Origin of the sequence: Streptomyces sp. NPDC017676 (assembly GCF_044329325.1) — a bacterium.
GTDB lineage: Bacteria > Actinomycetota > Actinomycetes > Streptomycetales > Streptomycetaceae > Streptomyces.
This window is the reverse complement of record NZ_JBIRJA010000009.1, coordinates 254,576-276,331: the sequence shown is the minus strand read 5'-3', so window position 1 is coordinate 276,331 and position 21,756 is coordinate 254,576. Positions and strand designations below refer to the sequence as shown.

16 protein-coding genes and 2 pseudogenes are annotated in these 21,756 nt (G+C 71.3%); 9 read left to right on the top strand and 9 right to left on the bottom strand.

From position 1 onward, the window contains the following. Nucleotides 1-338 precede the first annotated feature (338 nt). The 5 genes from ACH4LD_RS21650 to ACH4LD_RS21630 form a co-directional block, all read right to left on the bottom strand. The gene (locus ACH4LD_RS21650) at nt 339-581 is read right to left on the bottom strand and encodes a hypothetical protein (RefSeq protein WP_398054883.1); all 243 of its coding nucleotides are present in this window, start codon (nt 579-581) and stop codon (nt 339-341) included. Between the two features lie 78 nt (nt 582-659). Continuing rightward, entirely contained in the window at nt 660-1,379 is a 720-nt protein-coding gene (locus ACH4LD_RS21645) for an ABC transporter permease (protein WP_103813629.1), read from the bottom strand. A gap of 10 nt (nt 1,380-1,389) precedes the next feature. Next, entirely contained in the window at nt 1,390-2,301 is a 912-nt protein-coding gene (locus ACH4LD_RS21640) for an ABC transporter ATP-binding protein (protein ID WP_398054882.1), read from the bottom strand. A gap of 52 nt (nt 2,302-2,353) precedes the next feature. Next, the gene (locus tag ACH4LD_RS21635; protein WP_132784921.1) at nt 2,354-3,271 is read right to left on the bottom strand and encodes an ABC transporter permease subunit; all 918 of its coding nucleotides are present in this window, start codon (nt 3,269-3,271) and stop codon (nt 2,354-2,356) included. Next, nucleotides 3,261-4,220 (bottom strand): ABC transporter ATP-binding protein, encoded by a 960-nt coding sequence (locus tag ACH4LD_RS21630; RefSeq protein WP_398054983.1) that lies wholly within the window; start codon nt 4,218-4,220, stop codon nt 3,261-3,263. The genes ACH4LD_RS21635 and ACH4LD_RS21630 overlap by 11 nt, the downstream gene beginning before the upstream one ends. A gap of 253 nt (nt 4,221-4,473) precedes the next feature. Here ACH4LD_RS21630 and ACH4LD_RS21625 point away from each other — a divergent pair. The 5 genes and pseudogenes from ACH4LD_RS21625 to ACH4LD_RS21605 form a co-directional block, all read left to right on the top strand. Further along, a pseudogene (locus tag ACH4LD_RS21625) lies at nt 4,474-4,845 on the top strand (Xaa-Pro aminopeptidase); the annotation flags it as partial. Then, a complete protein-coding gene (locus ACH4LD_RS21620) occupies nt 4,842-6,596 on the top strand; it encodes an SDR family oxidoreductase (protein WP_398054881.1) in 1,755 nt (584 codons plus the stop codon). The pseudogene ACH4LD_RS21625 and the gene ACH4LD_RS21620, both read left to right, overlap by 4 nt. A gap of 136 nt (nt 6,597-6,732) precedes the next feature. Continuing rightward, nucleotides 6,733-7,281, top strand: coding sequence for an RNA 2'-phosphotransferase (locus tag ACH4LD_RS21615; protein WP_103813623.1), 549 nt, complete (start codon nt 6,733-6,735; stop codon nt 7,279-7,281). Nucleotides 7,282-7,479: 198 nt separating this feature from the next. Further along, nucleotides 7,480-8,382, top strand: coding sequence for an LLM class flavin-dependent oxidoreductase (locus ACH4LD_RS21610; protein ID WP_398054880.1), 903 nt, complete (start codon nt 7,480-7,482; stop codon nt 8,380-8,382). Between the two features lie 101 nt (nt 8,383-8,483). Then, complete coding sequence (locus tag ACH4LD_RS21605) at nt 8,484-9,356, top strand: Cof-type HAD-IIB family hydrolase (protein ID WP_398054879.1); 873 nt, start codon at nt 8,484-8,486, stop codon at nt 9,354-9,356. 260 nt (nt 9,357-9,616) lie between these two features. Here the strand turns inward: ACH4LD_RS21605 and cydD are convergent, their stop codons facing one another. From cydD to ACH4LD_RS21590, 3 genes are all read right to left on the bottom strand, one after another. Continuing rightward, the gene (gene cydD / locus ACH4LD_RS21600) at nt 9,617-13,378 is read right to left on the bottom strand and encodes a thiol reductant ABC exporter subunit CydD (RefSeq protein ID WP_398054878.1); all 3,762 of its coding nucleotides are present in this window, start codon (nt 13,376-13,378) and stop codon (nt 9,617-9,619) included. Between the two features lie 61 nt (nt 13,379-13,439). Then, nucleotides 13,440-14,459, bottom strand: a complete 1,020-nt coding sequence (cydB, locus tag ACH4LD_RS21595; protein ID WP_398054877.1) for a cytochrome d ubiquinol oxidase subunit II — start codon at nt 14,457-14,459, stop codon at nt 13,440-13,442. 15 nt (nt 14,460-14,474) lie between these two features. After that, entirely contained in the window at nt 14,475-15,983 is a 1,509-nt protein-coding gene (locus tag ACH4LD_RS21590) for a cytochrome ubiquinol oxidase subunit I (RefSeq protein ID WP_398054876.1), read from the bottom strand. A gap of 212 nt (nt 15,984-16,195) precedes the next feature. Here ACH4LD_RS21590 and ACH4LD_RS21585 point away from each other — a divergent pair. Beyond that, nucleotides 16,196-16,577: pseudogene (locus ACH4LD_RS21585) on the top strand (cyclophilin-like fold protein). Between the two features lie 13 nt (nt 16,578-16,590). Here the strand turns inward: ACH4LD_RS21585 and hisC are convergent. Next, nucleotides 16,591-17,670 (bottom strand): histidinol-phosphate transaminase, encoded by a 1,080-nt coding sequence (gene hisC / locus ACH4LD_RS21580; protein WP_132784913.1) that lies wholly within the window; start codon nt 17,668-17,670, stop codon nt 16,591-16,593. 453 nt (nt 17,671-18,123) lie between these two features. On the opposite strand from hisC, the gene ACH4LD_RS21575 reads away from it, so the two are divergent. The 3 genes from ACH4LD_RS21575 (at nt 18,124) to ACH4LD_RS21565 (ending at nt 21,658) form a co-directional block, all read left to right on the top strand. Continuing rightward, entirely contained in the window at nt 18,124-19,236 is a 1,113-nt protein-coding gene (locus ACH4LD_RS21575) for a LacI family DNA-binding transcriptional regulator (protein WP_103813617.1), read from the top strand. A gap of 297 nt (nt 19,237-19,533) precedes the next feature. Next, a complete protein-coding gene (locus tag ACH4LD_RS21570) occupies nt 19,534-20,613 on the top strand; it encodes a metallophosphoesterase (RefSeq protein WP_398054875.1) in 1,080 nt (359 codons plus the stop codon). Nucleotides 20,614-20,794: 181 nt separating this feature from the next. Beyond that, nucleotides 20,795-21,658 (top strand): hypothetical protein, encoded by an 864-nt coding sequence (locus ACH4LD_RS21565; RefSeq protein WP_398054874.1) that lies wholly within the window; start codon nt 20,795-20,797, stop codon nt 21,656-21,658. Nucleotides 21,659-21,756: the final 98 nt, after the last annotated feature.

Below are 21,756 nucleotides of genomic sequence, written 5' to 3'. Positions count from 1 at the left end.
CCGCTCTCCTGGGCAAGATCGCCGACGCCAGGGGGGCTCGACCACCAGGGGCGGCCGAGCCCCCCGTGGCCGCGGCTGGGTGAGCGGCCCACACGAGAGCGACATCGCGTGCTCGAAGCGGCCGCCCCGGGCAGTCCCCGTGGCTCCACGGAGGGGTGGCGCATCACTCCGGAGCCGGCTTCGGGCTGCCCTGTCGGGAGCTGGGCGTACTGCCGTGCAGGGGCATCGCCCACCTCCGCTCCCAGTCGGTGACGCCGGGACGATCCCGGCAGATGGGGCACAATCACTGTGCCCCGAGCCGGAGTTGAGCGCCACCGAATAAGACAGACGGACGACCGCTAGCGGCGGCGCCACCTGCGGCGCCGCACCTTGCTGAAGAACCAGCCGGCCGGCGGCTCGTCGGAGCGCCACGGCTGCGGCTCGGGTGCCTCGGCCCGCCAGCGCGCGGCGAGCATCCGGGCCCGGGCCGACGGCTCCGAGGTCCCGGCCGCCCGGACGAACGTCTCGTCCAGGACGACGTCGTCCCAGCCGCCCGCGCCGGTCCGCTCCCGCGCTTCGTGCTGCGGCGTCTCCTCAGCCATCTCCGGCCTCCTAGCCGTACGTCCGCTCAGCCCAGTGTGCCCGGGCCGGGGTGAAGCCCCCGTCAAGGCCGGGACCCGTCACTCCTCGCCCGCGAGCGTCAGCGACCGCAGCTTCTGGCCGGCGTACCAGGTGGCCAGGACGGTGACCGCCACCAGCAGCACGGTGGCCGTCGGCAGGCCCACCTCGGAGGTCACGAGATCCCCTCCGGCCATCTTGTGGGCGACGGCCAGCGACCACTGCTGGACGCTCAGGGTGCGCGCGCCCGGCACCAGGGAGCCGAACAGCGCCTCCCAGACCAGGGCGTAGACGAGCCCGAAGACCACCGCGTGCCGGGAGACCGTGCCCAGCAGCAGGAACAGCGCCGAGTAGGCGATGGAGGAGACGAGCGCGGCGACCGTGTAGGCGACGGCGATCTGCTGGCCGTTGCCGTTCAGGATCAGGCCGGCGATCAGGGTCGGCACCGCCGAGAAGACCATGGTCACGGCGATGGCGACGATCAGCTTGGTGAAGATGATCGTGGGCCGCTTGAGCGGCTTGGACAGCAGGTAGACGACCGAGCCGTCGTCGATCTCCGGGCCGATCGCACCGGTGCCGGCGATGACACCGATGATCGGCACCATGGTGGCGAGCGCGAAGCCGCCGAGGACGTCCGAGGCCGTCTGGTCGTCGGCTCCGGTCAGGGCGCGGACGGCCACGGAGATCACGATGAGCAGCAGCGGCAGCGCGCCGAGGATGAGGGCCCGGCGGCGGCCGAGCAGGGCCCGGTAGGTGAGCCGGGCGACGGTGGGGTCGTACATCTTCGGCCTCCTACGCCGCGACCAGGTACGAGAAGACGGACTCCAGGGACTCGTCGGACGGCGAGACCGTGAGGAGCCGGATGCCGTGGTCCCTGGCGACCTTCGGCAGCAGGGCGGTGAAGCGGCCGAAGTCGACGGCCTGGATGCGCAGGGCGCCCTCGGCGTGGTCGACCTCGATGCCGGCCGTGGACGGGTCGGCGATCAGCGCGGCCGCGAGGGCGCGGTCGTCGCTGGAGCGGACCAGGTAGCGGTGCGGGCGGTCGGTCATCAGCCGGCGGATCTTGCGGAAGTCGCCGCTGGCCGCGTGCCGTCCGGCGACCACGACCTCGATGTGCCAGGCGAGCTGCTCGACCTCTTCGAGGATGTGGGACGAGAACAGCACCGTGCGGCCCTCGTCGCCCATCTTCCGCAGCAGGTCCATGAGCTGCATGCGCTGGCGCGGGTCCATGCCGTTGAACGGCTCGTCCAGCAGGAGCAGCGAGGGGTCGTGGACCAGCGCGGACGCCATCTTCACGCGCTGGCGCATGCCCTTGGAGTACGTGGAGATCTTCCGGTCCTGGGCGTACTCCATCTCGACCGTGGCGAGGGCGCGCTGGGCGGCCTTGTCGCCGAGGCCGTGCAGTTCGGCGTTGGCGACGACGAATTCGCGGCCGGTGAGGAAGTCGTACATCGCCTCCCGCTCGGGGACGATGCCGATGTGCCGGTAGATCGCCTCGTTGCGCCAGACCGGCTGGCCGTCGAGGGTGACGGTGCCGGTGGAGGGGGCGAGGAAGCCGCCCATCATGTTGATGAGGGTGGACTTGCCGGCGCCGTTGGGGCCGAGCAGACCGGTGACGCCGGGGCCGATGGTCATGGTGATGTCGTTGACGGCGACGACGTTGCCGAACCAGCGGGAGACGTGGTCGATGGTGAGAGTGCTCATGGGCGCAGCCCATTCCTTGGAAGGGTGGTGGCGGGAGACGGGCTGGGCGTGGTCACAGTCCCACCTTCTTGTAGCGGCGCATCAGGAGGCCGTAGCTGGCGGCGATCAGGCCCAGGACGACCAGGACGTACACCGCGCCCTCGCCGTTGCCGGGGCCGGCCGCGCCGGGGAACGCCGAACTCGCGCCGAGGAAGGCGGACTGGACTCCGTCGATGAGTGTGACGGGCGAGAACAGCCCGATCCAGGGGATGGCGCCGGTGCTGTTCTGCGCGTCGGCGATGGCCTGGAGCGTGGAGACGGCGCCGTAGGAGATGGTCAGTACGGCGATGACGGCCGCGATGCCGAAGCCGCGCCGCGGGGTGACCGAGGCGATGACCAGGCCGATGCCGGCGAAGAGCAGTGAGAGCAGTGCCACGGAGACGAGTCCCTGTGCGAATCCCTTGGTCTGGTCGGCGAAGTCCAGCTTGGCCAGCAGCGCGCCCACGTAGAGGACGATCAGCGGGGCCGCGGTGAGCACGAACAGCGCGGAGGCCAGTGCCGCGTACTTCGCGCGGACGTAGTCGGCGGTCTCGATCGGCCGCGAGAAGTACAGCGGGACGGTCTTGAAACGCAGGTCGCGCGAGACGGACTGGGGCGCCTGCGAGGCGACGTACAGGCTGATGACGGCCTGCATGATGATCGCGTAGCGCGTGTAGTCGACGGGCAGTTCCCTGGCCTTGGTGGCGACCGCGACGGCGACCATGATGGCCGCGGGCACGCACATCACCACGAACAGCAGCATCGGCAGCACCTTGGACTTGACCGAGCGGCCGAGGCCGTAGGCGCCGCGCAGGGACTGCGAGTACAGGGAGCGGGTGGCGTAGGAACGGCCGAGGCGGGGGCCGTCGTAGTTGCGGTAGCCGATGTTGTGGATGCGGGTCTGGTCACCCGGGGTCGCGGCGGATGCCGGCAGGGGCTGCTCAACTGCCATGGACGGCCGCCTCCTTCCGCTGCTCGTCCTCGGTGAAGACCTCCGAGATGTGGTGCCGGCGCTGCTCCATGCGCACCAGGCCGAGGCCCAGGTCGGCGACGACGTCACGGACCAGGTCGTACGTCTCCTCGCCCTGCGCCGTCAGGAGCAGGATGTGGCCGGCGCCCGGCAGGCCGCTGCCGGCCTCGACCCTCACCCCGCGCGCCTGCAGCGCCTCGCGCATCGCGCGCGTGCCGTCGGGGTGCTCGTCGGTGTCGGTGACCTCGACGGCGAGCGTGGTCGTGGTCTGGGTGAAGTCGGTGGTGGAGCTGGAGCGCAGGAGCTTGCCGCCGTCGATGACGACGACGTGGTCGCAGGTGCGTTCCAGCTCGCCCAGCAGGTGCGAGGTGACAAGGACCGAGATGCCGAAGTCGGTGTGGATGCGGCGGATCAGGCCGAGCATCTCGTCGCGGCCCACCGGGTCGAGGCCGTTGGTCGGCTCGTCCAGGAAGACCAGCTGGGGGTCGTGCACCAGCGCCTGGGCGAGCTTCACCCGCTGCTTCATGCCGGTCGAGTAGCCGCCGATGGGGCGGTAGCGCTCCTCGTACAGCCCGACGTGGCGCAGGGTGTCGGCGGTGCGCTCGCGGGCGGCGGCGGGCGGCAGGCCGGACATACGGGCCATGTGGACGACGAACTCGGTGGCCGAGACGTCCGGCGGCAGGCAGTCGTGCTCCGGCATGTACCCGACGCGCTCGCGGATGGCGGCGCCCTTGGTGGCGACGTCGAGGCCGAGCACCTCGGCACGGCCCTGCGTGGCGGGGGACAGGCCCAGCAGGATCTTGATCAGGGTGGACTTGCCGGCGCCGTTGGCCCCGACGAGTCCGGTCACACCGGGTCCGATGTCCACGGACAGCCGGTCGAGCGCGGTCACCCGGGGGAACCGTTTGCTCAGGCTTTCGGTCGCGATCACAGTCACGCCGTCGACAGTAGTGACGCGGACCACTGTCCGTCGTCAGACCGAAGAGCAGTCTTCTCGTCAGACTCCAGATGTAGGGGTTCCGTAAGGGACCCCCTCCTTGAGAGGTACGGGGCCCCTGTTGACGTCGGGTCTAACAAGTGCCAGATTCGGCGGTGCCCGGTTACGGGCACGTACGGCGATGGCGGGACGGGATGGCATGGCGACGACGTCGACCAGGGAGTGCTCGGCGGAGCTGCGGGGGTTCCGGCCCCAGGGCTACGCCGACCGGCACCGCGCCTGCCCCTTCGGGGTGATCGCCCACAAGGTGGACCGGGTGCGGCAGCGCCGCTGGCCACCCCACTCGTTCGGGTTCGGCACCCGGTCCCTGAAGGGCCTCGCCGCCCGCGCGCTGCACGGCCACCGCGAGGGCTGGTCGCCGCTGTGGTCGCCGTACCGCTTCCCGGACCATCCCCCGCGGCCGGGCCTCCGGGCGGTCGAACCCCGCCTCGGCTTCCGGGGGACGGGCGCGAAGTTCGAGGAGATCCTGGTGGTCACCGACTCCCGGGACCCCGAGGAGAGCGCGTTCTGGCTGGACGACGATCCGCCGCACACGCGGCGCTGGGCGGAGGAGGAGTGACCGTGAAGGGTGCACGCGAGCGCCGGGTGCGCACGGGCGGGGTCGAGCTGTGCGTCGCCGAGCTGGGCGATCCCGGCCGGCCGACGGTGGTGCTGGTGCACGGCTACCCGGACAGCAAGGAGGTCTGGTCGGAGGTCGCCGTCCGGCTCGCCGGCCGCTTCCACGTCGTCCTCTACGACGTCCGGGGCCACGGCCGCTCCACGGCACCCCGGCCGCTGCGCGGCGGCTTCACCCTGGCCAAGCTCACCGACGACTTCCTGGCAGTCGTGGACGCGGTCAGCCCGGACCGGCCGGTGCACCTCGTCGGGCACGACTGGGGCTCGGTGCAGTCCTGGGAGTTCGTCACGGTGGGCCGCACGCAGGGCCGCATCGCCTCCTTCACCTCCATCTCGGGGCCGTCCCTCGACCACTTCGGGCACTGGATCAACGCGCGCGTGAAGCGCCCCACGCCCCGCCGGGTGGGCCAGCTCCTCGGCCAGGGCGCCAAGTCCTGGTACGTGTACCTGCTGCACACGCCCGTCCTGCCGGAGCTGGCCTGGCGCGGTCCGCTCGGCAAGCGCTGGCCGAAGATCCTGGAGCGGGCCGAGCGGGTCCCCGGCGGCGACTACCCGACCGCCTCGCTCCCCACCGACGCGGCACACGGCGCCTGGCTGTACCGGGACAACGTCCGCGCGCGGCTGCGCAGGCCGCGCCCCGACGCGTACGCCCACGCGCCCGTGCAGCTCATCACGCCCCAGGGCGACGCGTTCCTCTCCGATCGGCTGTACGACGACCTGGACCGGTGGGCGCCCCGGCTGACGCGCCGCACGCTCCCGGCCGGGCACTGGGTCCCGCGCACGCGTCCCGACCAGGTGGCCGCCTGGATCGAGGAGTTCACGACGTCCGTCGAGGGCGGCTGTCCCACCCCGACGCCCACCGGGCGCCACGCCGACCGGTTCGCCGGACAGCTGGTGCTGGTCACCGGCGCAGGCAGCGGGATCGGCCGGGCCACGGCGTTCGCCTTCGCCGAGGCCGGGGCGCGCGTGATCGCCGTCGACCGCGACGCCGAGGCCGCCGCCCGCACCGCCGAGCTGTCCCGGCCGGCCGGCGCGCCCGAGGCCTGGGCGGAGCCGGCCGACGTCTCCGACGAGCAGGCCATGGAGAAGCTCGCGCAGAAGGTCCACCACGAGTACGGCGTGCTGGACGTGCTCGTCAACAATGCGGGCATCGGTCTGTCGGGCTCCTTCTTCGCCACGACGACCGACGACTGGCGCAAGGTGCTGGACGTGAACCTGTGGGGCGTGATCCACGGCTGCCGGCTCTTCGGCGCGCGGATGGCCGAACGCGGTCAGGGCGGCCACATCGTCAACGTCGCGTCGGCCGCCGCCTACCAGCCCTCGCGCGTGCTGCCCGCCTACAGCACCTCCAAGGCGGCGGTCCTGATGCTCTCCGAGTGCCTGCGCGCCGAGCTGGCCGCCCAGGGCATCGGCGTCACGGCGGTCTGCCCGGGCTTCGTCAACACGAGCATCACCTCCACGGCCCGTTTCGCCGGTGTCGACGAGGAGGAGGAACGCCGCCGCCGGCGCAGGACGGCCCGTCTGTACGGCCTGCGCAACTACCCACCGGAGAAGGTGGCCGACGCGATCCTGGACGCGGTGGCCGGCAACAGGGCGGTGGCGCCGGTGACCCCGGAGGCCCGCGGCGCCCACCTGCTGTCACGCTTCGCGCCGGGGCTGCTGAGGAGGATCGCGCGGGTGGAACCGAGGTTGTGACGCGAAAGGCCCCACAGCGCACGGCAGTTGTCCACACCTTCGTCAATCCGCCTGTGGATAACCGCACTTGGCTGTGGATCAAACCTCGCGACGAAAACAAGCTGCGTGATCCCTGTCTCTCCCGCACGCTGGACCCATGGACGAACGCCGCACCGTGAAGGTGTCGAAGTACCTCTCCAGACACCTGCGGCACCAGCCCGGGAGGATCGGGCTCACGCCGGACCCCGGCGGCTGGGTGGAGATCGACACACTGATCGCCGCGGCCGCCGCCCATGGGTTCCCGTTCAGCCGCGCGGAGCTCGACCACGTGGTCGCCGCCAACGACAAACGGCGTTTCGCGGTCGAGAACGGCAGGATCCGCGCCAGCCAGGGTCACAGCATCGAGGTCGACCTCGGTCTGCCCCCGGTGGCCCCACCGCCGTACCTGTACCACGGCACGGTCGCCCGCCACCTGGACGCGATCCGCGCGGAGGGCCTGCGTCCCATGAACCGGCACGCCGTGCACCTCTCCGCCGACCGGGAGACCGCCACCCGCGTCGGCGCCCGCCGGGGCAGGCCCGTGGTGCTGTCCGTGGACTCCGGCGCGATGCACCGCGACGGCCATGTGTTCCACATCAGCGCCAACGGCGTCTGGCTGACCGCGACCGTCCCGCCGCGCTACCTGCGCTTCCCCGGCCCGCACTGAGCACTGCGCGGCCGGCGGACACCGGGGAGACCCGTTGTCCGGCCGACACGGAGAACACCCGGTGGTCGGCCGACACGGAGAACGCGCGGTGGTCGGCCGACGCATGGACCCCCACCACTCGGTGACCACTCCGTGGCCGCCGGACCGCACACGGTGACCGTTTCGTCCGTTGCCGAGGGGCCGCTTACGCTCGGACGCATGAGTCTGCGTCTGAGCACCGTGATCCTGCCGTACCGCCGCTGGCACGAGGGTGGCCGTTCGGCCTGGGTACGCGCCGAGCAGCTCGGCTTCCACACGGCGTACACCTACGACCATCTGTCCTGGCGCAGCTTCCGTGACGGCCCCTGGTTCGGCGCGGTCCCGACGCTGACGGCGGCCGCGGCGGCCACCGACCGGCTTCGCCTCGGCACGCTGGTCACGTCGCCGAACTTCCGCCACCCGGTGACCCTCGCCAAGGAACTCATCTCGCTGGACGACATCTCCGGCGGCCGGGTCACCCTCGGCATCGGCGCGGGCGGCACCGGGTTCGACGCCACCGCCCTCGGCCAGGAACCGTGGAGCCCGCGCGAGCGCGCCGACCGGTTCGCCGAGTTCGTGCCCCTGCTCGACCGGCTCCTCACCGAGGACGCGGTGTCCTCCGAGGGCCGCTTCTACTCGGCGCACGAGGCCCGGAACATCCCGGGCTGTGTGCAGCGGCCCCGGCTGCCGTTCGCGGTGGCGGCCACCGGCCCGCGCGGCCTGAGGCTCGCCGCGCGGTACGGCCAGGCGTGGGTGACCACCGGCGACCCGAAGCTGTACGAGACCGGTACGCCGGAGCAGTCCGTCGCGGCCCTGCGCGGCCAGATCGGCAAGCTGGCCGAGGCGTGCGAGGCCGCCGGGCGGGACATCGCCGAACTGGACAAGGTCCTGCTCACCGGCTTCACCCCGGACCGCGGCCGGCCGCTCGCGTCCTTGGACGCCTTCGTGGACTTCGCCGGCCGCCACCAGGAACTGGGCTTCACCGAGATCGTCATCCACTGGCCGATCCCGGACTCCGACTTCGCCGCCGACGAGAAGGTCTTCGAGCGGATCGCCATGGAAGCCCTCACCCAGCTGGACTGACCCCGGAACCAACCCCCGCACCGGCCGCGCCGAGCGTCGCCTGCGTCTCATCTGCGCGGGCTCCCGCACGGCCGTGCGGGAGCCTGGGTGAGAATGGCCCGGTGACCTCAGCGACCAGACAGCCCGGGACCCCTGCCGCCGCCCTGCCACCGCGGCTGATCGCCACCGACCTGGACGGCACTCTGCTGCGCGACGACAAGTCGGTCTCCCCACGGACCGTCGCCGCGCTGGCCGCCGCCGAGGAGGCCGGGATCGAGGTCTTCTTCGTCACGGGCCGGCCGGCCCGCTGGATGGACGTGGTCAGCGACCACGTCCACGGCCACGGCCTGGCGATCTGCGGCAACGGCGCCGCCGTGGTCGACCTGCACGGCGGCCCCGGCGCCCACCGGTTCGTGAAGGTCCGCGAGCTGGCCCGGGACAACGCCCTGAAGGCCGTACAGCTGCTGCGCGAGGCGGCGCCGGGCACGGTGTTCGCGGTCGAGCAGACGTACGGCTTCCACCAGGAGCCGGACTATCCCAAGCTGCACATGGAGATACCCGACCACCTCCTGCCCGCCGAGAAGCTGCTCGCACCCGACGGTCCCGAGGCCGACCAGCCCGTGCTCAAGATCCTCGCCTACCACCCGTCCCTCGACCCCGACGCGTTCCTCACCCTCGCCCGGCTGGCCGTCGGCGAGCACGCCAACGTCACCCGTTCCAGCCCCAGCGCCCTGCTGGAACTCAGCGGACCCGGCGTCTCCAAGGCCAGCACCCTCGCGCTGTGCTGCGCCGAACGCGGCATCTCGCACGAGGAGGTCGTGGCCTTCGGGGACATGCCCAACGACGTCGAGATGCTGACCTGGGCCGGCCAGTCCTACGCGATGGGCAACGCCCACCCCGACGTCATCGCCGCCGCGTCGGGCCGCACGGTCGCCAACAACGACGACGGCGTGGCGGTGGTGATCGAGCACCTGCTCGCCGACCGGGTGCGGTAGCGCTCCGCGCGGGTCACAGTGACCTGCCACACCGGTGGGCCCGGCCGGACATCGCCGGGTGGCCGCGCGGGGAGCACGAGCGGGCCTCCTTGGAGCGGGGGCTCCCTGGAGCAGGGGCTTTCTGGGGCGGGGGCTCCCTGAAACAGGGGATCCCTGGAGCAGCGGCCGGACCCCGAGACCCCGCCACGCTGGTGGGCCGGTCGGAGCAGCCGGGGCGCCTGCCCCGCCCGGGCCCGCGGGGCGGCGCCGTCGGCGAGCCCTCAGCCCACCCCGACCAGCGACTCCGCCTCGGCCTCCCGGCGTGCCATCTCCCGCAGCGGCCCGTCCTCGGCGATCAGCCGCTCGTACGGCCCTCGCTGCACCACCCGGCCGGCGTCGAGCACGATCACCTCGTCCACCGCGTCGAGTCCCGCCAGCCGGTGGGTGATCAGCAGCGTCGTACGGCCCTCCGTCGCGGCCAGCAGATCGGCGGTCAGCGCATCCGCCGTCGGCAGATCCAGGTGCTCGGCCGGCTCGTCCAGGACCAGCACGGGGAAACCGGCCAGCAGCGCGCGTGCCAGCGCCAGCCGCTGCCGCTGCCCGCCGGACAGCCGCGCCCCGTGCTCGCCGACGAGGGTGTCCAGGCCGTCCGGCAGCGCGTCCACCCAGTCCAGCAACCGGGCCCGGCCCAGTGCCCCCCGCAGCTCGGCCTCGCTGGCGTCCTTCCTGGCGAGGAGCAGGTTCTCGCGCACCGAGCTGTCGAAGAGATGCGCGTCCTGCGCGCACAGCCCGACGAACCGCCGTACGTCGTCACCGTCCAGCGCGCACGCGTCCACACCGGCGAGCGTGTACGAGCCCGCCTCCGGGTCGAGGAACCGCAGCAGCACCTGGGCGAGGGTCGTCTTCCCGGAACCGGACGCCCCCACCACCGCGACCCGGCGCCCCTCCTCCAGCGTCAGGTCCAGCCCGGCGAGCGCCTCCCGCCGCTGCCCCGCGTACCGCGCGACCACGCCCTTGACGACCACCGGGAACGGCGAGGCCGGCGCCTGCCGGGGCGAGACGGGCTCGCGCACGGGCTCGGGCGCGTCCAGGACCTCGTACACCCGCTCCGCGCTGCGTCGCACGCGCTGCCGGTACCGTGCGGCGAGCGGCAGTCCCAGTACGGCCTCGAAGGCGGCCAGGGGGGTCAGGACGACCACGGCCATCGCCACACCGCTCAGCCGGCCGGCCGCCACCGCCTGGGCGCCGAACGCCGCGGTGGCCGTGACGGTCAGCCCGGAGACGAGCGCGGTGAGCCCGTCCCCGAGTCCGGTGACGGCGGCTGCGCGCGCGGCGATCCGGGTCAGGGTGCCGTCGGCCCGCCGGGCCGCGTCCGTACGGGCCGGCAGCGCACCGGCGACGGTCAGCTCGGCCGTGCCGGTGAGCAGGTCGGCCACACGGGTCGCGAGCACTCCCCGGGCGGGCGCCAGCCGCCGCTCGGTCCGCCGCGCCGCGGTCGCGGTCAGCAGGGGGACACCGGCACCGGCGGCCAGCAGACCCGCCGCGAGGACGGCACCGGCCTCGGGCAGCAGCCAGGCGGTGAAGCCGACGGAGGCTGCGGACACGGTGAGGGCCACTCCGGCGGGCAGCAGCCAGCGCAGCCAGTAGTCCTGGAACGCGTCCACGTCCGCGACCAGCCGGGTGAGCAGATCACCGCGTCGGGCGCCGCGCAGCCCGGCGGGGGCCAGGCGCTCCAGCCGCCGGTACACCGCGACCCGGGTGTCGGCCAGCATCCGCAGCACGGCGTCGTGCGACACCAGCCGCTCGGCGTACCGGAAGACGGCCCGCCCGATCCCGAACGCCCGGGTCGCGGTCACGGCCACCATCAGGTAGAGCACCGGGGGCTGCTGAGAGGCCCGCGAAATGAGCCAGCCGGAGGTGGCCATGAGTCCCACGGCACTCCCCAGGGCAAGACTCCCCAGCCCAAGGGCCCCGGCCAACCGCCCCCGCCTGCTCCCACCCATCCCCCGAACCCGCCGCAACACGCCACCCCGGACCCGCTGCTCCGACCCACCCTCCAGCCGACCGAGCCGCCCCCCAACCGGCCTCCCGTCGAGCCCACCGAGCCGACCCTCCACCGACCCCCCATCCAGCCGCCCGGGTCGATCCCCGACCGGCCGCCCCTCCAACCCACCGTCCCGTGCCCCCGTCGGCTCGCCTTCGAGCCGACCGAGCCCAACCTTCACCGGCCCACGATCCGGCCGACCGAGCCCAGCCCCCACCGGCCGCCCCTCCAGCCCACCGGCCCGCACCCCCGTCGGCTCGCCTTCCAGCTGACCGAGTCGGGCGGCGGGTGGGCGAGGGCGGGGGTCCAGGGGGCGGAGCCCCCTGGTGGGCCCACTGCACCCCGGGGACGGCACAGAAGCCGCACCCCCCAGCCGTACCACCCGGTCAGCCACCCCCAACAACGCGGGCCGATGCACGACAAGCACCACGGTCCGCCCAGCGGCAAGCCTCCGCACCGCAGCAACGACCTCCCCCTCGGTCCCCCCGTCCAAGGCAGCCGTCGGCTCATCCAGCAACAGCACAGGCCGGTCAGCGAGAAACGCCCGAGCCAACGCCAACCGCTGCCGCTGCCCCGCCGACAACCCCGCCCCGTCCTCCCCGAGCACGGTGCCGACCCCCTCAGGCAGCGCCGCCACGAACTCCCACGCCCCCGCGTCCCGCAGCGCCCGCCGCACGGCACCGTCGTCGGCGTCAGGCCGAGCCAGTCGCACGTTCTCCGCGATCGTCCCGGCGTACAGGTGCGGCCTCTGCGGCACCCACGCGACCCGGGACCGCCACTCCGCCAGATCCAGTCCGGCGAGATCCGCGCCCCCGATCCGCACCCGCCCCTCGGTGGGCCGTACGAACCCCAGCAACACACTCAGCAGCGTCGACTTGCCCACCCCGCTCGGCCCGACCAGCGCGACGGTCTCGCCGGGCTCGACGGTGAACGACACACCGGTCACCGCGTCCGAGGACCGCCCCGGATACCGAACACTGACCCCCTCGAAGGCCACGCCACCCACCGATCCCACCGGCCCCGCCCCGGTACCCGGCTCCGGCACCGCCGTCTCCAGCACGCTGAAGATCTCCTCCGCCGCCGCAAGCCCCTCCGCCGCCGCGTGGTACTGCGCACCCACCTGCCGCAGCGGCAGATAGGCCTCGGGCGCCAGCACGAGGATCACCAGACCGATGTAGAGATCCATGTCTCCGTGGACGAGCCGCATCCCGATCGTCACGGCGACCAGCGCGACCGACAGTGTGGCCAGCAGCTCCAGCGCGAACGAGGACAGGAAGGCGATCCGCAGGGTCCGCAGGGTCGCCTGCCGGTACTCGCCGGTGATCCGCCGGATGGACTCCGCCTGTGCCTTGGCCCGGCCGAACACCTTCAGCGTGGGAAGTCCCGCGACCACGTCCAGGAAGTGGCCCGACAGCCGGGAGAGCAACCGCCACTGCCGCTCCATCCGGGACTGGGTCGCCCAGCCGATCAGCATCATGAAGACCAGGATCAGCGGCAGGGTGCAGACGATGATCGCCGCCGACACCCAGTCCTCGGTGACGATCCGGGCCAGCACCGCCACGGGCACGACCACGGCGAGCCCCAACTGCGGCAGGTAGCGCGAGAAGTAGTCGTCCAGGGCGTCGACCCCGCGCGTGGCCAGGGTGACCAGCGAGCCGGTCCGCTGACCGCTCAGCCACCCGGGACCGAGCGTCGCCGCCCGGTCGAGCAGCCGCCCGCGCAGCTCCGACTTCACGGCCGCGCTGGCACGATGGGCCGCGAGTTCAGTGAGCCACGCGACCATCGATCGCCCCACGGCCACGGCGGCCAACAGCAGCAGGGGAGTGCGCAGTTCGGCGACCGACTGTCCGTGCTGGAACGCTCCGACGACGATCTCGGCGATGAGCATGGCCTGGGCGATGACCAGTCCGGCGCCGACGGCCCCCAGGCCGATGACCGCGACGAGGAAGAGACGGGTGGCGCGGGCGTACCGCAGAAGGCGGGGATCGATTGGTTTCACGTGAAACATGCCCTTCGGTACCGAGGGTGCTGTTTCACGTGAAACAGCACCCTCGGCAAACTCAGTGCGCGGCGCCGGCCGCAGCGTCAGGAGCGATGTGCTGCGTGCCGATCCGCTTACGGAAGACCCAGTAGGTCCAGCCCTGGTAGAGCAGAACGAGCGGTGTGGCGATGGCCGCGCACCACGTCATGATCTTCAGGGTGTACGGGCTCGACGAGGCGTTGGTGACCGTCAGGCTCCAGTCCTCGTTCAGGGTGGACGGCATGACGTTCGGGAAGAGCGACAGGAAGAGCATCGCCACGGCCGCCACGATGGTGAGGCCGGACAGCGCGAACGACCACCCCTCCCGCCCGGCCTGATTGGCCACGAGAGCCGCCGCCAAGGCGACGACGGCCACGATCAGAGCCACCAGACTCTTGCCGTCACCGCTGTCGGACTGCGTCCACAGCAGGAAGACGAGCGCCACGACGGCCGCGATCAGACCCACCCACCGGGCCAGCTTCCGGGCCCGTACCCGGATCTCCCCGACCGTCTTGAGCGCGGTGAACACCGCTCCGTGGAAGGTGAACAGCGTGAGCGTGACCAGGCCACCGAGCAGGGCGTAGGGGTTGAGCAGGTCCCAGACGTTGCCGACGTACTCGAAGTTCCGGTCGAGCTTCACCCCGCGCGCGATGTTCCCGAAGGCCACTCCCCACAGGAACGCCGGCAGCAGCGAGGTCCAGAAGATCGCCGTCTCCCAGTTGCGCTGCCAGTGCTCCTCCGGCCGCTTGGCCCGGTACTCGAAGGCGACTCCCCGGACGATGAGGCAGACCAGGATGAGCAGCAGGGGCAGATAGAAGCCGGAGAAGAGGGTGGCGTACCACTCGGGGAACGCGGCGAAGGTCGCGCCGCCCGCGGTGAGCAGCCATACCTCGTTGCCGTCCCAGACCGGTCCGATGGTGTTGATCAGGACCCGGCGCTCGGGCCGGTTGCGAGCCAGCAGCTTGGTGAGGATCCCGACCCCGAAGTCGAAGCCCTCCAGGAAGAAGTAGCCGGTCCACAGGACGGCGATCAGGACGAACCAGACGTCGTGAAGTTCCATGACTGTTCCCTCGGCCTAGTACGAGAAGGCCATCGGCTTGTCGGCGTCACGGGTGTCGCCGCCGATCTTCGTGGGCGGGTTGAGGTCGGCCTCGGTCAGCTCGGGCGGGCCGGCCTTGACGTACTTCGTGAGCAGCTTGACCTCGACCACAGCGAGGATGGCGTACAGCGCGGTGAAGACGGTCATCGAGGTGAGGACCTCACCCTGGGAGACACCGGGGGAGACCGCGTCCCGGGTCTGCAGGACGCCGTAGACGACCCACGGCTGGCGGCCCATCTCGGTGAAGATCCAGCCCCACGAGTTGGCGATCAGCGGGAAGGCGAGCGTCCACGTCGCTATGCGCCAGTACCAGGGGGTGAGCTTCGGGCTGAGCGCCTTGTTCTTGAACAGCACCAGGTGCGGCACCTCCTCCTCGCCGACCCTCAGGGCTTGCGGCAGCATGAACTTCTTGCGGGTCAGCCAGAGCCCGGCCAGCCCGATGGCGAAGGAGGTCATACCGAAGCCGATCATCCAGCGGAAGCCCCAGAAGGCGACGGGGATGTTGGGCCGGTAGTCACCGGGCCCGAACTTCTGCTGCTCCGCCTTGTTCACGTCGTTGATGCCGGGCACGTACGAGGTGAAGCTGTCGTCGGCGAGGAAGGACAGCAGACCCGGGATCTCGATCGCCACGGAGTTGTGGCCCTTGTCCACGTCGCCATAGGCGAAGATCGAGAACGGCGCCGGCTTCTGTCCGTCCCACAGTGCCTCGGCGGCGGCCATCTTCATCGGCTGCTGCTTGAACATCACCTTGCCGAGGGTGTCGCCGCTGATCGCGGTGAGCAGGCCGGCGATGACCACGGTGACCAGGCCGAGCCGCAGCGAGGTCTTCATCTCGCGGATGTGCTTCTTGCGGGCCAGGTGGTAGGCCGAGATGCCCACCATGAACGCGCCACCGGTCAGGAAGGCCGCGGACAGGGTGTGGAAGGCCTGGCTGAGGGCGGTGTTCTGGGTCAGCACGGCCCAGAAGTCGGTCAGCTCGGCTCGCCCCCTGGCCTTGTCGATCTTGTAACCGACCGGGTGCTGCATCCAGGAGTTCGCCGCGAGGATGAAGTACGCCGACAGGACCGTGCCGATCGAGACCATCCAGATGCAGGCCAGGTGGATCTTCTTGGGCAGCTTGTCCCAGCCGAAGATCCACAGGCCGATGAAGGTGGACTCGAAGAAGAAGGCGATCAGCGCCTCGAAGGCGAGCGGGGCGCCGAAGATGTCACCGACGAAGCGCGAGTAGTCGGACCAGTTCATGCCGAACTGGAACTCCTGCACGATGCCGGTGACCACACCCATCGCGATGTTGATCAGGAAGAGCTTGCCCCAGAACTTCGTCGCCCTGAGGTACTTCTCCTTCTCCGTACGCACCCAGGCCGTCTGCAGCCCGGCCGTGAGCGCGGCCAGGGAGATCGTCAGCGGAACGAACAGGAAGTGGTAGACGGTGGTGATGCCGAACTGCCAGCGCGCCAGTGTCTCCGGCGCCAAAGCCAGGTCCACGTCGTCACTCTCCTTACTGCGGCGTGGTGCAGCGGCGGTTTGCCCCTTTTGTTGCACACATACGGAACAAACGAGACGCGCTTGTGAACGCGTTCACATTCACAAGCCATTATGACGCACTGATTTTCGGTCCGCGTAGGGGGGTCCCCTCTTCGCCGGAGGGTCACGGCGGTCAAGGCCTTGGCGGCAACTTCAACACCTTGTTGAATTGCATGCCATGCAGATGGTGCATCTCCTGGCCCGCGGGCAACATCACCGCGACCCTCGACGCAAGCACCCCGACAGCCCAGGCCCTCGCCAGTGCGCTGCCTCTCGCTTCGACCGCGCACACATGGGGTGAGGAGGTGCATTTCGGCACAGGCGTCTCCGTTTCACGTGAAACGGACGCCCGGCAGATCGTGGAACCGGGCACGGTGGCCTTCTGGACGGACGGTGACGCACTCGCCCTCCCCTACGGCCCACGCCGATCTCGCGAGGCGGGAGTGCCGCCTCGCGAGATCGTGCAACGTCGTCGGCAGCGTGGACGGGGACGCCGGTCTCCTGGCGACCGTACGGGACGGCGACCCCACCCGGGTGGAACTGATCGACGAGTAGAGCTACCGCCGGACTACAGCTCCTTGCGAAACCCCTCCGCCGCCTTCAGGAAGATGTCGTTCGCCTCGGCCTCCCCGACCGTCACCCGCACACCCTCGCCCGGGAACGGCCGGATCACCACTCCGTGCTCCTCGCAGACCTGTGCGAACGGGACCGTACTCTCCCCCAGCCGCAGCCACACGAAGTTGGCCTGCGTCTCCGGCACCGTCCAGCCCTGGGCCCGCAGCGCGTCGACCACGCGCGTGCGCTCGCACACCAGCGAGCCCACCCGGCCCAGCAGCTCGTCCTCGGCGCGCAGCGAAGCGATCGCAGCCTCCTGGGCCAGCTGGCTCACCCCGAACGGCACGGCCGTCTTGCGCAGCGCGGCCGCCACAGGCTCGTGGGCGATCGCGAAACCGACGCGCAGCCCGGCCAGCCCGTACGCCTTGGAGAAGGTCCGCAGGACACAGACGTTGGGCCGCTTCCGGTACAGCTCGACACCGTCGGGCACCTCGGGGTCGCGGATGAACTCCCGGTAGGCCTCGTCCAGCACCACCAGCACATCGGCGGGCACCCGGTCGAGGAACCGCTCCAGCTCGGCCCGTCGCACCACCGTGCCGGTCGGGTTGTTGGGGTTGCAGACGAAGATCAGCCGGGTCCGGTCGGTGATCGCGTCCGCCATCGCGTCCAGGTCGTGCACATCGCCCGGCGTCAGCGGCACCTGCACCGAGCGGGCGCCGCTGATCTGCGTGATGATCGGGTACGCCTCGAACGACCGCCAGGCGTAGATCACCTCGTCACCGGGGCCGCTGGTGGCCTGGATCAGTTGCTGGGCGACACCCACCGAGCCGGTGCCGGTGGCCAGGTCGGAGAGCGGCACACCGAAGCGATCGGACAGCTCGTTCATCAGCCCGGTGCAGGCCATGTCCGGGTAGCGGTTGAAGTCGCAAGCCGCCGCACTCACGCTCTCCAGCACGCCGGGCAGCGGCGGGTACGGGTTCTCGTTGGAGGACAGCTTGTAGGCGACCGGTCCGCCGGCCGCGGCCGGCTTGCCCGGCTTGTAGGTGGGGATACCCTCCAGCTCGGCGCGCAGCTTGGGGCTCGTCTCGCTCACCGCAGTCCTCCTCGCGACCACCGGCGGCCCGTCGACACCGCCGGCATTCAATACTCCTCACCTTAAGAGGATTCGGTCCCGCTGCGAACAGGTGCGGAACGCCCAGCGGTGCGGCCGCCGCCGTGAAAAGAGGCGAAGCTCACGTCTCCCCCCGGCATCAGGGGCATCCTCGTACGAAGGCGTACGTTTCGGGGGGCGCGCCGTACATATATCTATGCGCCGGTAGCTTGCGCCGTGGCGCGCGTCCCCCGTGAAGGTGAGTTGAGACCTCTTCGAGACATCGGGGACTTGGTAGGTCCATCCGCGTCGACAAGTCACGTCTTACTATTGGATCGATCAACAACCTTGGTTTCCAAGGAAGTTGGCACCCAATGACCATGCAGAAACGTGCCTGTCAACGCGTGCATATGCGTCCGCACTACCCCACCGCATGAGCCCTACTATCGGCTCGCCATGACAGCAGCAGGGAAGCACCAGGTGAGCCGCGCGGAAACCTCACGTCGAGGCAGCCGGCCGGGTCGGGCGGGCATCAGGGACGTCGCCGCCGCCGCCGGGGTCTCCATCACGACCGTGTCCGACGCCCTCAACGGCAAGGGCCGGCTCCCGGATGCCACCCGGCGCCATGTCCGCGAGGTCGCCGACCGGCTGGGGTACCGGCCCTCGGCCGCCGCCCGCACCCTCCGTACCGGCAAGTCGGGTCTGATCGGCCTGACCGTGACGACATACGGGGATGAACCTTTCACCTTCACCGAGTTCGCCTACTTCGCCGAGATGGCACGGGCCGCGACCTCGGCCGCGCTCGCCCGCGGCTACGCCCTGGTCATCCTGCCCGCCACCTCCCGCCACGACGTCTGGTCCAACGTCGCCCTGGACGGCACGGTCGTCATCGACCCCTCCGACCAGGACCCGGTGGTCAGCGAGCTGGTCCGGCAGGGGCTGCCGGTCGTCTCGGACGGCCGCCCGGCCGGCGCGCTCCCCGTCACCGCCTGGGTCGACAACGACCACGAGGCCGCCGTACTCGGCATCCTCGACCACCTCGCCGCCGCCGGCGCCCGCCGCATCGGCCTGCTCACGGGCACCACGACGGACACGTACACCCACCTGTCGACCACCGCGTACCTGCGCTGGTGCGAACGGGTCGGCCAGGACCCGGTCTACGAGGCCTATCCGGCGCACGACCCGTGCGCGGGCGCCGTCGCCGCGGACCGGCTGCTCGCCCGCCCCGACCGGCCCGACGCGGTCTACGGGCTGTTCGACCCCAACGGCACCGACCTGCTCGCCGCCGCCCGCCGCTACGGCCTACGCGTCCCCGACGACCTGCTGCTGGTGTGCTGCAGCGAGTCCACCGTGTACGCCAGCACCGAGCCGCCCATCACCACCCTGTCCCTGAAGCCGCGCCGCATCGGCACCGCCGTCGTCCAGCTCCTCATCGACGCCATCGAGGGCGTCGAGTCGGACCAGCCGGTCGAGCAGGTGATACCGACCGAGCTGATCGTGCGCACCTCCTCCCAGCGGCGGTCCCCGCGCACGACGGTCAGCCCGCCACGGACACCGGACGACAAGTAGCACCGCCCGCCGCACCGACCCGCGCGGGTCCCGGCCGGTGCGGCACAGGGGGACCCGTCGGCACGCCGCGGGCGGGGACGGACCCGGTGGACCGAGGGCCCGACCGGTCGACAGCCGGTCGAACATCTGCCCAAACGGGGCGAAAGCCGCGGTGAACTGGAGTCTTGTTCCGATTCACCACCCCTGGGTCATCACACGGCGCGACGCGCGTTCCTATGATGGGCCCACGACACCGCGGACCGCTGCGACCAGGCAGTCCGAAGCGGTGCAGATGCGGCGCGATGGTGGAGGGGTCTGATGACTCAGGGGGCCGGTCAGGGACCCGAGGCGGAGCGGACGGCGACGCTGCGCGACTTCCGGGTACCCGCGTACGTCCACGAGACCGGTCCGTACGTCCAGCACGTCCACCCCGGCGACGTCGTGCCGCCCGCCGACGAGGCGTACCCCGACGGCTACACCCCCACCCAGCGCGACCTGCCCGTCATCAACCGCGGCGACACCCTCCAGGTCCCCGTCGAGCCCGTACCGGCCGCCCCGGCCCCGCAGCCCGCGACCGGGCCCGGTCCGCTCTATGTCGTCGGTGACGTCCACGGCTACCTGGACGAGCTGGTGGCGGCCCTGCAGGAGCAGGGCCTGATCGACGCCTCGGGCCAGTGGTGCGCCGGCACCGCCCGGCTGTGGTTCCTCGGCGACTTCACCGACCGCGGCCCGGACGGCATCGGCGTCATCGACCTGGTCATGCGGCTGTCCGCCGAGGCCGCGGCGGCCGGCGGCTACTGCAAGGCCCTCATGGGCAACCACGAACTGCTGCTCCTCGGGGCCAAACGGTTCGGCGACACGCCCGTCAACTCCGGCGCGGGCACCGCCACCTTCCAGGCGGCGTGGCTGCTCAACGGCGGCCAGAAGACCGACATGGACCGCCTCCAGGACCACCACCTGCAGTGGATGGCCCGCCTCGACGCCGTCGAGGAGGTCGACGGCTATCTGCTCCTCCACTCCGACACCACCGCCTACCTCGACTACGGCGACTCCATCGAGGCGGTCAACGACACCGTCCGCGAGGCTCTGACCCGCAACGATGCCGACGAGGTCTGGGACCTGTTCCGCAAGTTCACCAAGCGCTTCTCCTTCCGCGACGACGGCGGCGCCGACGCCGTACGCTCCCTCCTCGATACGTACGGCGGCACCCGGGTCGTTCACGGGCACAGCCCCATTCCGTACCTCCTCGGCCAGGTCGGCTCGGAGGACGGCGAGGAGAGCACCGGACCGATCGTCGAGGGACCGCACGTCTACGCCGACGGACTCGCCATCGCCATGGACGGCGGAGTGACCATGGCCGGAAAACTGCTGGTCCAGCAACTGCCCCTGAGCAGCTGACCGTTCGTCGGGCAGGCATCCCCCAGCCGCGTACGCGCAGGCCGGACCGCAATTTCCGGCAATCCCCTGTCACCGCGCGCCGTCACGGCTCTACCATCGGCTTATCCGTAGCAGGCTCCCCTCCGTTTCTGCCCGACGGCTCGCCGGCGTGCGAGCCCCAAGCCCTACGGAGCATCGGGGGATGCACATGAACAGCGTTCCGCAGCACCTGCAGAGCGAGGACCGCCAGGAATTCGAGCGGCTCCTCGATGAGGCGCTGCGCTCCGCACCGCACCGACCGGAACTGGCCGCTGTCGGACAGCGGCTCAACTCCGAACAACTGCGCACCATGGCACTCAACGCCTCCGCCCTGATCACGGCGGCCGCGGCGGCCGAGTACCAGCACTACGTCAAGCTGCGCGACGAACTGCGTCACCCGGCGCTGTCCGGCCCGCCGGCCGTCGCCAACCCCGACGACGCGGGCCCGGGTTCGACCGCCACGGGCCTCGCCACCACCCTCGGTGAAGCCGCCGAGAACACCGGCGCGGGCGCCATCGCGGTCATCGCCGTCCTGGCTCCCGTCCTTTCCGGGACCGCTGCGGTGATCTTCCTGCTCGTCGGCTACATCCTGAAGATGCTCGACCCCGGCCAGACCTTCGCCCGGACCATGCTCACCGCCGGCTGGGTGTTCGGTGCCATCACCGCGGCAACGGTCCTGGTCGCCGCGGTCGGACTGCTGCTCACCGCTCTGCGCAACAGCACATCGGCGGACGACCGGGCGCGGGACGCGGCCCACGAGGAGCTGGCCCGGGCCAAGGAGGCGTGGCGGGACGCCCTGCTGGAGCGCGGCATCGTGCCCTTCCTCCGGGAGGCACTCGCCGAGCCCGGCACGACCGCCGGGCACCCCTCGACCCCACCGGCACCGACCGGCCGCATACCCCGCCTCGGTTACGACCGTCCCGGCTTCAGCAGCCCCGACGACGGCACCGCGACCGGCCGCCCGAGCTACACCAGCCCCGACTACACGAGCCCGGACTTCGGCGGCCCGGACCACCGGCCCGAGTGATCCGACCGGCTCTCCTCGGCCTCGGCGCGGCTGCCACCGTGCTCACGCCGGATGTCCTGCGACATCTTCATGCAGGACTGCGTCCCTGAAAGGCTCAG